This is a genomic window from Streptomyces sp. NPDC059582 (assembly GCF_042735715.1).
Lineage (GTDB): Bacteria > Actinomycetota > Actinomycetes > Streptomycetales > Streptomycetaceae > Streptomyces.
Map to the genome: position 1 here is coordinate 1 of NZ_JBHWCC010000044.1, position 13,089 is coordinate 13,089.

Genomic DNA, 13,089 nt, shown 5'->3' on the forward strand with positions numbered 1-13,089 from the left:
CGACACAGGCGCCGCACTCCCCCCGTGAGAGCCCGGCGCCTGTGTCGTATCCGCTCCGCATCCGTGTCCGCGGCGCGGCTACCGGCCCGCGATGACCTCCGCCGCCGCCCGGCCGCACACGCGGGCCGCGCCGTGGGTGGCGATGTGCAGGGCGCCGCGGGGCGTGGCCTGCGGGACGCCCATCTCGACCACGACGGTGTCGGGCCGGGCCGCCAGCACGATGTCGAGGGCCGTCGCCATCCACGGGTGCCGGTGCTCGTCGCGGACGACGGCCACGATCCGCCGCTCCCCCGCCGACACCAGCGCCGCCCGCCCCGCGTCCTCGCCCGCGAAGCTGCCCGTCTCCGTGCCCGGCAGCAGACGGGCCAGCTCGGCCGCGACGCCCCAGGGGGTCTCGTCGCCGACGGCGATGTTCGCGACCGGGGTGAGGACGGCGACGTAGGGGGGTTCGGCGGGCGGCTCGTACGGGAGCGCGGTCGTCACCGTGAGTGCGCGCCGGGCGGCGACGAGCCCCACGTCGATACCGGCCGCAGGCGTCTCCCGCGTCTGCGTGGGAGCGGCCGTCGCCGTCCAGCGGGCCAGCGCGCGCACCCGTTCCGCCGCGTCGGCCAGCCGCTCCTCGGGCAGCTCGCCCGAGCGCACGGCCGTGACGAGGGCGTCGCGCAGGCGCCGTACGGTCTCGTCGTCGGCCAGACCGCCGCCCACGCAGATCGCGTCGGCGCCGGCCGCGACGGCGAGGACGCTGCCGCGTTCGATGCCGTAGGTGGCGGCGATGGCCCGCATCTCCATGCCGTCGGTGACGATCAGGCCGTCGTAGCCGAGTTCACCGCGCAGCAGGCCGGTGAGGATGCGCCGGGACAGCGTCGCGGGGTGGTCCGGGTCGAGGGCGGGGACCAGGATGTGCGCGCTCATGACCGCCCTGGTGCCGGCGGCGATCGCCGCGCGGAAGGGGGCCAGTTCGCGTTGCGCGAGCACCTCGGCGTCGACGTCGATGCGGGGCAGCGCGTGGTGGGAGTCCACGGCCGTGTCGCCGTGGCCCGGGAAGTGCTTGGTGCAGGCGGCGACGCCTGCCGACTGGAGCCCGGTGACGTAGGCGGCTGTGTGCCGGGCGGCCAGCGCGGTGTCGGCGCCGAAGGAGCGGACACCGATGACCGGGTTGGCGGCGTTGGAGTTGACGTCCGCTGAGGGCGCCCAGTTCAGGTTGACGCCGCACCCCGCGAGCCGTCGGCCGAGCTCGAAGGCGACCGCCCGGGTCAGCTCGACGTCGTCCACCGCGCCGAGCGCGTGGTTGCCGGGGAAGCTGGAGCCGGTGCGCACCTCCAGGCGCGTGACGTCGCCGCCTTCCTCGTCGATCGCGACCAGTACGTCGTCCCGCTCGGCGCGCAGTTGCGCGGTCAGGGCGGCCAGCTGCTCGGGCGAGGCGATGTTGCGGCCGAACAGTCCGACGGAGGCGAGGCCCTCACCGAGGCGGCGCAGCAGCCAGTCGGGGGCCGTGGTGCCCGGGAAGCCGGGCTGGAGGACTGTCAGGGCGTCGCGGGTGAGCGTGTCGGTGCCGCTGGCGAATGTCGTCATCGGATGGCGTTATCCCTTCACGGCGCCGGCGGTCAGGCCGCTGACGGCCCTGCGCTGGAGGAAGACGAAGAGGATCAGGATCGGGACGGCGAAGAGCGAGGACGCCGCCATGGTCGCGCCCCAGTCGTTGCCGAAGGCGGTCTGGAAGCTGGACAGCCACAGCGGGAGCGTCTGCGACTCGGCCTCCTTGTTGAGCACCAGGACGAGCGGGAACTCGTTCCAGGCGGTGATGAAGCCGAACAGCGAGGTGGACATCAGGCCCGGCGCGAGCAGCGGCAGGATGACCCGGCGGAAGGCCTGGGCGCGTGTGCAGCCGTCGACCAGCGCGGCCTCCTCCAGCTCCCTGGGCACCGAGGCGACGAAGCCGCGCAGCGTCAGGATGGTGAAGGGCAGGATCATCATCATGTAGAAGACGGTCAGCGGGACGAGGCTGTTGAGCAGCGAGGCGTCGCGCACGATCATGTACATCGCGATGACCATGACTTCCCAGGGCGCCATCTGGGCCAGCATGAAGCCGATGATGAAGCCGCGCCGGCCCCGGAACCGCATCCGTGCCAGCGCGAACGACCCGGCGAGCGCGATGACCAGCGCGAAGACGACCGCGAGGACCGTGACGACCAGCGAGTTGCCGACGTACGTCCAGAAGTGGTCGACGCCGGTCGCCGTCTTGAAGTGCTCGAAGGTGATGTCGGTCGGGAACCAGACCGGGTCGTCCGCGATGATGTCGCCGGTCGGCTTGAAGGCCGTGGCGAACATCCAGTACACGGGGAAGACGAAGCCGACGAACAGGACGGCGGCCGTGACGTTGGGCCATACGCGGCCAAAGAGCGAGCGCTTCACAGCCCGGCCTCCTCTTCATCGTCCTGCTTGAGCACGATCCACAGGTAGTAGGCGGTGACGCCGAGCAGGATCAGGATGGTCAGCACGGCGATCGCCGCGCCCATGCCGTAGTGCTGGTTGCCGACGCCCTCGATGTAGGCGTAGACGGGCAGCGTCTCGGTGAGGCGGTCGGGACCGCCACCGTTGATGGTGAAGACCTGCACGAACGACTTGAAGACCCAGATGATCTCCAGGAACGTGGTGGCGTAGAGGAAGGGCCGCAGGAACGGCAGCGTGACCGTGGTGAAGCTCTTCCAGACGCCGGCGCCGTCGAGGGCCGCCGCCTCGTACAGCTCGCCGGGGATGGTGGTGGTCGCCGCGTACAGATTGATCGCGACGAACGGGATCGACATCCAGACGATCAGCAGGGTGACGACGAAGAACGTCGACATCTGGCTGCTGGTCCAGCTGTAGTCGGCCATGGAGTGCCAGCCGAGCTTGTCCAGCACCCAGTTGACGACACCGAAGCGCTGGGCGAACAGCCACTGGTAGACGGTGGTGGCCGCGACCACGGGCATCGCCCAGGCCAGCACCAGACCGATCATCAGCGTCACCCGCATCCGCCGGCCGAGGCGGGCGAGCAGCAGGCCGACCAGGGTGCCGAGAACCATGATCAGGACGACGTTGACGGCCGTGAACAGCAGCGACCGCAGGGTGACGCGCCAGAAGTCCTCTCCGGTGAGGGCCTGTTCGTAGTTGTCGAAGCCGTTCCACTCGGTGACATGCTGGATCAGCTGTCCCATGTTGAGGTTCTGGAACGACAGCAGCAGGTCCTTCAGCAGCGGCCAGCCGAGCAGCAGCACGGTTGCCGCGCCGGCCGGCAGCAGCAGGAGGTACGGGGCGAGCGCGCCGGCGCGCGACGCGGCTCGCGGTTTGGGCCTGCCGGGTCCTCCGTCGTCCGACTTGCGGACGTCCGCCGGGCCGGAGGGCGGCCGTTCGGTCTGCACGGTCATGCTCGCCATCTCTTCTCTCGACCGGTTCGACGCCGTGGGGCCCCCCGCGGCCCGGGAGGGCGGCCTTGCGGACTGCACGTTCTCGCTCCCCAACCCTTCGCCCGACGGGTGCGCCGCGGGGGGGGGGGGCCGCCGGGCGGGCGGCCCCCGCCTCCTGCGGGCGCTACTGCTGCTGCGACAGGCGCTTGTTGAACTCGTCCTCGACCTGCTTGGCGGCCTCGGCCGGGGACTTGCCGTTCAGCACGGCGGTCATGTACGTCTTGATCGGGTTGGGCGCGTTCTCGACGGCGGCCCACTCCGGGATCAGCGGCGTGGTGCCACCGCCCGCGGCGGCCGGCGCGGCGGCCTCGGCGGCGGCGTTGCCCGTCAGGTTGGTCTGGAGCGACTCCTTGTTCGGGATGACGCCGTTGAGCTTGGCCAGCTCGCCCTCGTACTGGTCGGACAGGGCGATCTTCAGGAACTCGTCGGCGAGCGCCTGCTTCTTGCTGCCCGCGGCGACGGCGAGGTTGGAGCCGCCGAGGAAGACGCCCTCGGGCTTGTCGGCCGCGGCACCGGGAATGGTGAAGTAGCCGATCTCCTTCTCGATGGCCGGGTTGGCCTTGATGGCGATGCCCGCTTCCCAGCCCATGCCGATGATGGCGCCGACGTTGCCCTTGCCGAAGACCTCGCCCTGCTGCGGAGTGGCCTCGTCCTTGTCCTTCGGCGCCTTGGACAGCGCATGGAACTTCTTGTAGGTCTCCATGGCGGCGGCGACCTTCGGGTCGGCCAGGTTGGAGACGTACTTGTCGCCGTCCTTCTTGACCAGTTCGGCGCCCTCACCGACCGTCAGGCCGACGAAGTGGTACCAGTTCTGGCCCGGCAGGTAGATCGGCTCGTTCTTGGTCTTGGTGCCGATCTGCTTGAGGTCGGCGTAGAACTCGTCGCGCGTCTTGGGCAGGTCCTTGATGCCGGCGTCGGCCCAGACCTTCTTGTTGTAGATGACGACGCGGTTGGCGAAGTACCACGGCGCCGCGTACTGCTTGCCGTCGAAGACGGAGGAGTTGTTGAGGGACTCGGTCCAGTCGGCGCCGAGGGAGCCCTTCAGGGCGGCGAGGTCGGCCAGGCCACCGGTCTTGGCGTAGGCCGGGGTCTGGGTGTTGCCGATCTCGAAGACGTCCGGCGGGTTCTCCTCGGAGAGCGCGGTGGTCAGCTTCTGCTGGATGCCGTTCCACTGCTGGACCTCGAACTTGACCTTCGCCTGGGTCTTCTTCTCGAAGGCGGCGGTCACGTCCTTCTGCCACTGGTCCGGCGAAGAGCCGTCCATGACCCACACGGTGAGCGTCTGGCCCTTGTAGCCGTCCGCCCCGGCCTTGCTGTCGCCGCCGTCGTCGCCGCTGCCCCCGCACGCCGCGATGGAGACCATCATGCCCGCGATACCGATCGCGACTGTCAGCTTGCGCTTCACGCCACCCTCCTCAGGGATGCCACAAACCCCCCTGCCTCCCCGCGGTGACCGTCAAGCGCCATACCGCCCATGGGGCCGGGACTGGACCAATGGTGTAGACCAGTAGGGGGGAGCTTGGCCCAGACCAATAGGGCTGTCAAGGGTGTTCGAAGGGGGCCGAGTCGTCCGTTACGGGACCGCGATATGCAGGGACTTTTCATTTCCAAGCGACCAGAACGGGCGCCCCGGTTCACCTGTACCGCACTCACCGGTCCGGCGCGCTGGACTAGACCAAAGCGAGGGCCAACGGTATACAGAAGGGATCACGGAGCGTGTGAGGTCATCCGCGGGGGACACCCGCGCACGAAGCCGTGCCACGATGTGAGCCGCGGCCGACGGTACGTCGGTCGCTTCGGCACCCGGAGCCGGGAAGGCAGAGCATGAGCACCGACGTCAGCAGTGCGGAGAACGAGGGTGGGGCGACCGTCCGTACCGCGCGCGTGCCCAAGTACTACCGCCTGAAGAAGCACCTGCTGGAGATGACGGAGACGCAGGCGCCCGGCACTCCGGTCCCGCCCGAGCGGACGCTGGCCGCCGAGTTCGACACCTCGCGCACCACGGTCCGTCAGGCGCTCCAGGAGCTCGTCGTCGAGGGCCGCCTCGAACGTATCCAGGGCAAGGGCACGTTCGTCGCCAAGCCGAAGGTCTCCCAGGCGCTCCAACTCACCTCGTACACCGAGGACATGCGCGCCCAGGGACTCGAACCCACCTCGCAGCTCCTGGACATCGGCTACATCACGGCCGACGACACCCTCGCCGGCCTGCTCGACATCAGCTCCGGCGGGCGCGTGCTGCGCATCGAGCGGCTGCGCATGGCCAACGCCGAGCCGATGGCCATCGAGACCACCCACCTGTCGGCGAAGCGCTTCCCGGCGCTGCGCAGGTCGCTGGTGAAGTACACGTCCCTCTACACCGCCCTCGCCGAGGTCTACGACGTCCACCTCGCGGAGGCCGAGGAGACCATCGAGACCTCGCTGGCCACCCCGCGCGAGGCGGGCCTGCTCGGCACCGACGTCGGCCTGCCGATGCTGATGCTGTCCCGGCACTCGCTGGACAAGGACGGCCAGCCGGTGGAGTGGGTGCGGTCGGTGTACCGCGGCGACCGGTACAAGTTCGTGGCCAGGCTCAAGCGTCCCCAGGACTGAGCCCGCCTTCCGCGCACGCGGTAAGCCCGTCATGCGGACGAGGGGTTCCGTTCCTGCGACACCGTGACCTAGATTGCCTGCGCGTCAACGGTGATCAGCGAGGGGACGGAGCCGCCAGATGTCAAATGCCCCAGAAGTGAACAGAGGGCCGGTGGTGACGCCGGTGCGCGTCGTCATCGGCCTCTGTCTCGTCGCGCCCTTCGTGGCGATGCTGTGGGTCGGGTCGTACGCGAAGACGGATCCGGCGTTCATCGGCATCCCGTTCTTCTACTGGTACCAGATGCTGTGGGTGCTCGTCTCGACCGCGCTCACCGTGATCGCCTACCAGCTGTGGCGGCGTGACCAGCGCGCCCGCACCACCACGAAGGGCGGTGCCGACGCATGAACGACGGCGTGAACGGCGTGGCACTCGCCGTCTTCATCTTCTTCTTCGTGGCCGTCACGGTCATGGGCTTTCTCGCCGCGCGCTGGCGCAGGCCGGACAACGAGCACAGCCTGGACGAATGGGGCCTGGGCGGGCGCTCGTTCGGCACCTGGGTCACCTGGTTCCTGCTCGGCGGCGACCTCTACACGGCGTACACCTTCGTCGCCGTACCGGCGGCGATCTACGCGGCGGGCGCGGCCGGCTTCTTCGCCGTGCCGTACACGATCCTGGTCTACCCGCTGATCTTCACGTTCCTGCCCCGCCTGTGGTCGGTCTCCCACAAGCACGGATACGTGACGACGTCGGACTTCGTGCGCGGCCGCTTCGGCTCCAAGGGCCTGTCCCTCGCCGTGGCCGTCACCGGCATCCTCGCGACCATGCCGTACATCGCGCTCCAGCTGGTCGGCATCCAGGCCGTCCTGGACGTGATGGGCGTGGGCGGCGGCGAGAACACCAACTGGTTCGTCAAGGACCTCCCGCTGCTCATCGCCTTCGGCGTGCTGGCCGCGTACACCTACTCCTCGGGGCTGCGCGCTCCCGCCCTGATCGCGTTCGTGAAGGACACCCTGATCTACATCGTGATCGCGGTGGCCATCATCTACATCCCGATCAAGCTCGGCGGGTTCGACGAGATCTTCAAGGCGGCGGGCGACAAGTTCACCGCGGCCGGCGCGGGCGGGGTCGTCCCCGCCGAGGCGGGCCAGTGGACGTACGCCACCCTGGCCCTCGGCTCGGCGCTGGCCCTGTTCATGTACCCGCACTCGATCACGGCGACGCTGTCCAGCCGCAGCCGTGAGGTGATCCGGCGCAACACCACGATCCTGCCGCTGTACTCCCTGATGCTGGGCCTGCTCGCGCTGCTCGGCTTCATGGCGATCGCGGCCGGCGTCAAGGTCACCAACGGGCAGCTGGCCATCCCGCAGCTGTTCGAGAACATGTTCCCGGACTGGTTCGCGGGCGTGGCGTTCGCGGCGATCGGCATCGGGGCGCTCGTCCCGGCGGCGATCATGTCGATCGCGGCCGCGAATCTTTTCACCCGCAACATCTACAAGGACTTCATCAAGCCCGACGCGACACCGCAGCAGGAGACGAAGGTCTCCAAGCTGGTCTCGCTGCTGGTGAAGGTGGGGGCCCTGGTCTTCGTCCTCACGATGGACAAGACGGTCGCCATCAACTTCCAGCTCCTGGGCGGCATCTGGATCCTCCAGACCTTCCCGTCCCTGGTCGGCGGCCTGTTCACCCGCTGGTTCCACCGCTGGGCGCTGCTCGCGGGCTGGGCGGTCGGCATGCTCTACGGCACGCTCGCCGCGTACGGGGTCGCCTCGCCCACGCAGAAGCACTTCGGCGGCTCGGCGAAGGAGATCCCGGGGATCGGCGAGATCGGCTACATCGGCCTCACGGCGTTCGTGCTGAACGTGGTGGTGACCGTGTTCCTCACCTTCGTGCTGCGCGCCTTCAACGCCCCGGACGGCGTCGACGAGACCAGTCCGCAGGACTACACGGCGGACGCGGGCGATCCCGGCGTGCAGGTGGAGCTGCCGCCGGCGACGGCGGGTTCGGCGCACTAGGCGTCGCCCCGGCGGAAGAACACCGGAGGCGTCCGGGCAGAAATCCGGCTCCTCCGGTGTTGCGGACGTGAGGTCAAGCGGCTGGGCCGATCGGCCCGGCCGCCCTTCGCCGCGCCTGTCACCGGTCCGTGAGTTGACGCTCTGACACGCTCCGAAGCCGACACGACACAACATCTGGTGGTGCCACCGCAGCCCGGCACAAGATGTATGCTCATGCTCGCTGTCGCCGCAGGGGAATCCGGTGCGAATCCGGAACTGTCCCGCAACGGTGTACTTGTGTATGTCCGTCCCAGAACGGACACGCACTCGAGTCAGTCCGAGGACCTGCCGACAGCGCGCCCGGCCGTCCGGTCCGGGTGCCCTGACGTCCGGGCCTCGTGGAATGGGTCGGTGGACGCGACGCCCCCGTGCGCTCGTGTACTGCCCGCTGCCCTCCGCGAGGTCCCCGTGCCGAGCGAGGGAGAGCCCCCACGTGACCATCGCGCCAGCCGATCCGGCTTCAGCCACCCCGGCGAGGGAGATCGACGGTCCTGGTACCGCGCTGCTGCGGACCCTGACCGAGCTGACCGCCGACCTCCCCGACGCCGACCCCGGCCGGGTCGCCGCCGCCGCGCTGCGCGGCCGGTCCGCGCGCGCGGACGAGACGGAGTTGCGCGAGCTGGCCACGGAGGCGGCCGCGGGGCTCATCTCCGAGGACCCCGCCTACTCGCGGCTGGCAGCCCGGCTGTTGACCGTCGGCATCGCCGCCGAGGCCGCCTCGCAGGGTGTGACGACGTTCACCGAGTCCGTCACCGTCGGGCACCGGGAAGGGCTCATCGCCGACCGTACGGCGGAGTTCGCGCGCGTCCACGCCACCCGTCTCGACGCGCTCGTCGACCCGGACGGCGACGACCGGTTCGGCTACTTCGGCCTGCGCACCCTGCACAGCCGCTATCTGCTGCGGCACCCGATCACCCGCAGCGTGATCGAGACGCCCCAGCACTTCATGCTGCGCGTGGCGTGCGGCCTGGCCGAGGACGACACCGTCCACGCGCTGGACCAGGTGGCGGCGCTCTACCGGCTCATGAGCCGCCTCGACTACCTCCCGTCCTCGCCCACGCTCTTCAACTCCGGTACGCGCCACCCCCAGATGTCGTCCTGCTACCTCCTCGACTCGCCGCTGGACGAGCTGGACTCCATCTACGACCGCTACCACCAGGTCGCCCGGCTCTCGAAGCACGCCGGCGGCATCGGTCTGTCGTACTCCCGGATCCGCTCGCGGGGTTCGCTGATCCGCGGCACGAACGGGCACTCCAACGGCATCGTCCCGTTCCTGAAGACCCTCGACGCCTCGGTCGCCGCGGTGAACCAGGGCGGGCGGCGCAAGGGCGCGGCCGCGGTGTACCTGGAGACCTGGCACTCCGACATCGAGGAGTTCCTGGAGCTGCGCGACAACACGGGTGAGGACGCCCGCCGTACGCACAACCTCAACCTCGCGCACTGGATCCCGGACGAGTTCATGCGCCGGGTGAACGCCGACGCGCAGTGGTCCCTCTTCTCCCCCGCCGACGTACCCGGGCTGGTCGACCTGTGGGGCGAGGAGTTCGACGCGGTCTACCGCGAGGCGGAGGCGGCGGGCCTGGCGAAGAAGACGATCCCCGCCCGCGATCTGTACGGCCGGATGATGCGCACCCTCGCGCAGACCGGCAACGGCTGGATGACCTTCAAGGACGCCGCCAACCGCACCGCCAACCAGACGGCCGAGCCGGGCCACGTGGTCCACTCCTCCAACCTCTGCACGGAGATCCTGGAGGTGACGGACGACGGGGAGACGGCGGTCTGCAACCTGGGCTCGGTCAACGTGGGCGCGTTCGTCGTCGCCGGTGACATCGACTGGGAGCGGCTCGACGAGACCGTCCGCACCGCGGTCACCTTCCTCGACCGGGTGGTCGACATCAACTTCTACCCGACCGAGCAGGCGGGCCGCTCGAACGCGAAGTGGCGTCCCGTGGGCCTCGGCGCGATGGGGCTGCAGGACGTCTTCTTCAAGCTGCGGATGCCGTTCGACTCCCCGGAGGCCAAGCGCCTCTCCACCCGGATCGCCGAGCGCATCATGCTCGCCGCCTACGAGGCCTCCGCGGAGCTGGCCGAGCGCAACGGCCCGCTGCCGGCCTGGGAGAAGACCCGGACCGCCCGGGGCGTGCTGCACCCCGACCACTACGACGTCGAGCTCACCTGGCCGGAGCGCTGGGCGGCCCTGCGGGAACGTATCGCCGTCACGGGCATGCGCAACTCCCTGCTCCTGGCGATCGCGCCGACCGCCACCATCGCGTCCATCGCGGGCGTGTACGAGTGCATCGAGCCGCAGGTCTCCAACCTGTTCAAGCGCGAGACGCTGTCCGGCGAGTTCCTCCAGGTCAACTCGTACCTGGTCAAGGACCTGAAGACACTCGGCGTGTGGGACGCCCGCACCCGTGAGGCGCTGCGCGACTCCAACGGCTCGGTTCAGGACTTCGCGTGGATCCCGGACGAGGTACGGGCGCTGTACCGCACGGCGTGGGAGATCCCGCAGCGTGGTCTGATCGACATGGCCGCGGCCCGGACCCCGTTCCTGGACCAGGCCCAGTCCCTGAACCTGTTCCTGGAGACGCCGACCATCGGCAAGCTCTCCTCGATGTACGCGTACGCCTGGAAGTCGGGCCTGAAGACGACGTACTACCTGCGCTCGCGCCCGGCGACCCGCATCGCGCGGGCGGCACAGGCGCAGGCCACCATCCCCGTCCAGCAGGCGGTCGACCCCGACGCCGTCGCCTGCTCCCTTGAGAACCCCGAGTCCTGCGAGGCCTGCCAGTAATGAGCTCCACCCGTAACCAGAACCTCCTCGACCCGGGCTTCGAGCTGACGCTGCGCCCGATGCGCTACCCCGACTTCTACGAGCGCTACCGGGACGCCATCAAGAACACCTGGACCGTGGAGGAGGTCGACCTCCACTCGGACGTGGCCGACCTCGCGAAGATGACCCCGGCGGAACAGCACCTGATCGGCCGTCTGGTCGCGTTCTTCGCGACGGGTGACTCGATCGTGGCGAACAACCTGGTGCTGACCCTCTACAAGCACATCAACTCCCCGGAGGCGCGGCTGTACCTGTCGCGCCAGCTGTTCGAGGAGGCCGTCCACGTCCAGTTCTATCTGACGCTGCTGGACACCTACCTCCCCGACCCGGAGGACCGGACGGCCGCCTTCGACGCCGTGGAGAGCATCCCCTCCATCCGCGAGAAGGCCGAGTTCTGCTTCAGGTGGATCAACGAGGTCGAGAAGCTGGACCGCCTGGAGACCAAGGCCGACCGCCGCCGTTTCCTGCTCAACCTCATCTGCTTCGCCGCGTGTATCGAGGGCCTGTTCTTCTACGGCGCCTTCGCGTACGTCTACTGGTTCCGCAGCCGGGGCCTGCTGCACGGGCTGGCCACCGGCACCAACTGGGTCTTCCGCGACGAGACGATGCACATGAGCTTCGCGTTCGACGTGGTCGACACCGTCCGCAAGGAGGAGCCGGAGCTCTTCGACGACGAACTCCAGCAGCAGGTCACCGACATGCTCCGGGAGGCCGTCGAGGCCGAGCTCCAGTTCGCGCGCGACCTGTGCGGTGACGGCCTGCCGGGCATGAACACCGACTCGATGCGCCAGTACCTCGAGTGCGTCGCCGACCAGCGGCTGAGCCGCCTCGGCTTCGCCCCGGTCTACGGCTCCGAGAACCCCTTCTCCTTCATGGAGCTCCAGGGGGTTCAGGAACTGACCAACTTCTTCGAGCGGCGTCCGTCGGCGTACCAGGTCGCGGTGGAGGGCTCCGTCGACCTGGACGAGGACTTCTGAGTCCGTCCGCTCTCCCGGAGCTCCTGGGCCTCCCTGAGCTGTCGGTCGATGCGCAGCTCGCGCACGATGCCGACCAGTGAGGGGAGGACCAGGAGCGCCAGGATCCCGAGGACGGCGGCCATTGCGGTCAGGGCTTCTGTCTGCGTTGTCGTCATGACACCACTGTCATGCCGGACACTCCTTACAAACAGTGGCAGTACTGCCGCGCACCCTCGAATTACTGCCACTTCCGAGGCACACTTGGCGGCATGCTGAAGAACGTGGCGGCCGTCCTCCTCGACGGCGTACATCCCTTCGAACTCGGCGTCGTCTGCGAGGTGTTCGGCGTCGACCGCAGCGACGAGGGACTGCCGGTGTACGACTTCGCCGTGGTCTCCGCCGAGGGCCCGCGGCTCGACACCCATGTCGGCGGGCTCAGTGTCTCGACGCCGTACCGACTGGACCGGCTGGAAGAAGCCGACCTGATCGCGGTGCCGGCCGGCAGCGACTACGTCACCCGTACGTATCCCCCCGAGCTGCTCGACTCCCTGGTACGGGCCGTGGCCCGCGGCGCCCGGGTGCTGAGCGTGTGCTCGGGGGTGTTCGTGCTCGGTGCGGCCGGGCTGCTCGACGGACGGCGGTGCAGCGTCCACTGGCGACAGGCCGAGGACCTGGCCCGGCGCAATCCACGGGCGATCATCGAGCCGGACGTGCTCTACGTCGACGAGGACCCGGTGATCACCTCCGCCGGCACCGCGGCCGGGATCGACGCCTGTCTGCACATCGTGCGCAAGGAACAAGGTCCCGAGGTCGCCAACAGGATCGCCCGGCGGATGGTGGTGCCGCCGCACCGGGACGGCGGGCAGGCGCAGTACATCGAGCGGCCGTTGCCCAGGGCCGCGTGCGACACGGTCGGTGAGGTGCTGGTGTGGATGGAGAACCACCTCGACGAGGAGGTCACCGTCGAGCAGCTCGCCGACCGCGCGCACATGTCCCCGCGCACCTTCGCCCGCCGCTTCCAGCAGGAGACGGGGACGACTCCCTACCGCTGGATCCTGCGTCAACGCGTGCTGCTGGCCCAGCGGTTGCTGGAGGCGACGGACGAGACGGTGGACGCGATCGCCTGGCGTACCGGGTTCGGTACGGCGGCCGCGCTGCGCCATCAGTTCGTCCGGGCGCTGGGGACCACCCCGCAGGCCTACCGGCGGACGTTCAGGGGCCCGGAGGCCGCCTGAAC

The 13,089-nt window shown here is 69.4% G+C and carries 10 protein-coding genes and 1 riboswitch; of the genes, 6 read left to right on the plus strand and 4 right to left on the minus strand.

The genetic code is table 11. The features are described from left to right. Positions 1-78: 78 nt before the first annotated feature. The 4 genes from ACFV0T_RS30470 to ACFV0T_RS30485 form a co-directional block, all read right to left on the minus strand. Complete coding sequence (locus ACFV0T_RS30470; protein ID WP_385785990.1) at positions 79-1,572, minus strand: glycoside hydrolase family 3 protein; 1,494 nt, start codon at positions 1,570-1,572, stop codon at positions 79-81. 9 nt (positions 1,573-1,581) lie between these two features. Further along, positions 1,582-2,412: a carbohydrate ABC transporter permease gene (locus tag ACFV0T_RS30475; protein WP_385785993.1), complete on the minus strand. Its 831-nt coding sequence runs from the start codon at positions 2,410-2,412 to the stop codon at positions 1,582-1,584. Further along, a complete protein-coding gene (locus ACFV0T_RS30480) occupies positions 2,409-3,404 on the minus strand; it encodes a carbohydrate ABC transporter permease (RefSeq protein WP_385785996.1) in 996 nt (331 codons plus the stop codon). Before ACFV0T_RS30480 ends, ACFV0T_RS30475 begins: the two co-directional genes overlap by 4 nt. A gap of 163 nt (positions 3,405-3,567) precedes the next feature. Continuing rightward, positions 3,568-4,848, minus strand: a complete 1,281-nt coding sequence (locus ACFV0T_RS30485) for an extracellular solute-binding protein (RefSeq protein ID WP_385785998.1) — start codon at positions 4,846-4,848, stop codon at positions 3,568-3,570. Positions 4,849-5,267: 419 nt separating this feature from the next. On the opposite strand from ACFV0T_RS30485, the gene ACFV0T_RS30490 reads away from it, so the two are divergent. From ACFV0T_RS30490 to ACFV0T_RS30515, 6 genes are all read left to right on the plus strand, one after another. Then, positions 5,268-6,032, plus strand: coding sequence for a GntR family transcriptional regulator (locus ACFV0T_RS30490; protein ID WP_385786001.1), 765 nt, complete (start codon positions 5,268-5,270; stop codon positions 6,030-6,032). A gap of 118 nt (positions 6,033-6,150) precedes the next feature. Beyond that, complete coding sequence (locus ACFV0T_RS30495) at positions 6,151-6,417, plus strand: DUF3311 domain-containing protein (RefSeq protein WP_385786004.1); 267 nt, start codon at positions 6,151-6,153, stop codon at positions 6,415-6,417. After that, positions 6,414-8,024 carry a monocarboxylate uptake permease MctP gene (gene mctP, locus ACFV0T_RS30500; protein WP_385786007.1) on the plus strand — a complete coding sequence of 537 codons (1,611 nt, stop codon included), beginning with the start codon at positions 6,414-6,416 and terminating at the stop codon, positions 8,022-8,024. The genes ACFV0T_RS30495 and mctP overlap by 4 nt, the downstream gene beginning before the upstream one ends. 161 nt (positions 8,025-8,185) lie before the next feature. Continuing rightward, positions 8,186-8,371: riboswitch (cobalamin riboswitch) on the plus strand. 125 nt (positions 8,372-8,496) lie between these two features. Then, positions 8,497-10,857, plus strand: a complete 2,361-nt coding sequence (locus ACFV0T_RS30505) for a ribonucleoside-diphosphate reductase subunit alpha (protein ID WP_385786010.1) — start codon at positions 8,497-8,499, stop codon at positions 10,855-10,857. After that, on the plus strand, positions 10,857-11,873 hold the full coding sequence (locus ACFV0T_RS30510) for a ribonucleotide-diphosphate reductase subunit beta (protein ID WP_385786013.1): 1,017 nt from the start codon (positions 10,857-10,859) through the stop codon (positions 11,871-11,873). The genes ACFV0T_RS30505 and ACFV0T_RS30510 overlap by 1 nt, the downstream gene beginning before the upstream one ends. 248 nt (positions 11,874-12,121) lie before the next feature. Further along, positions 12,122-13,087: a GlxA family transcriptional regulator gene (locus ACFV0T_RS30515; RefSeq protein WP_385786016.1), complete on the plus strand. Its 966-nt coding sequence runs from the start codon at positions 12,122-12,124 to the stop codon at positions 13,085-13,087. Positions 13,088-13,089: the final 2 nt, after the last annotated feature.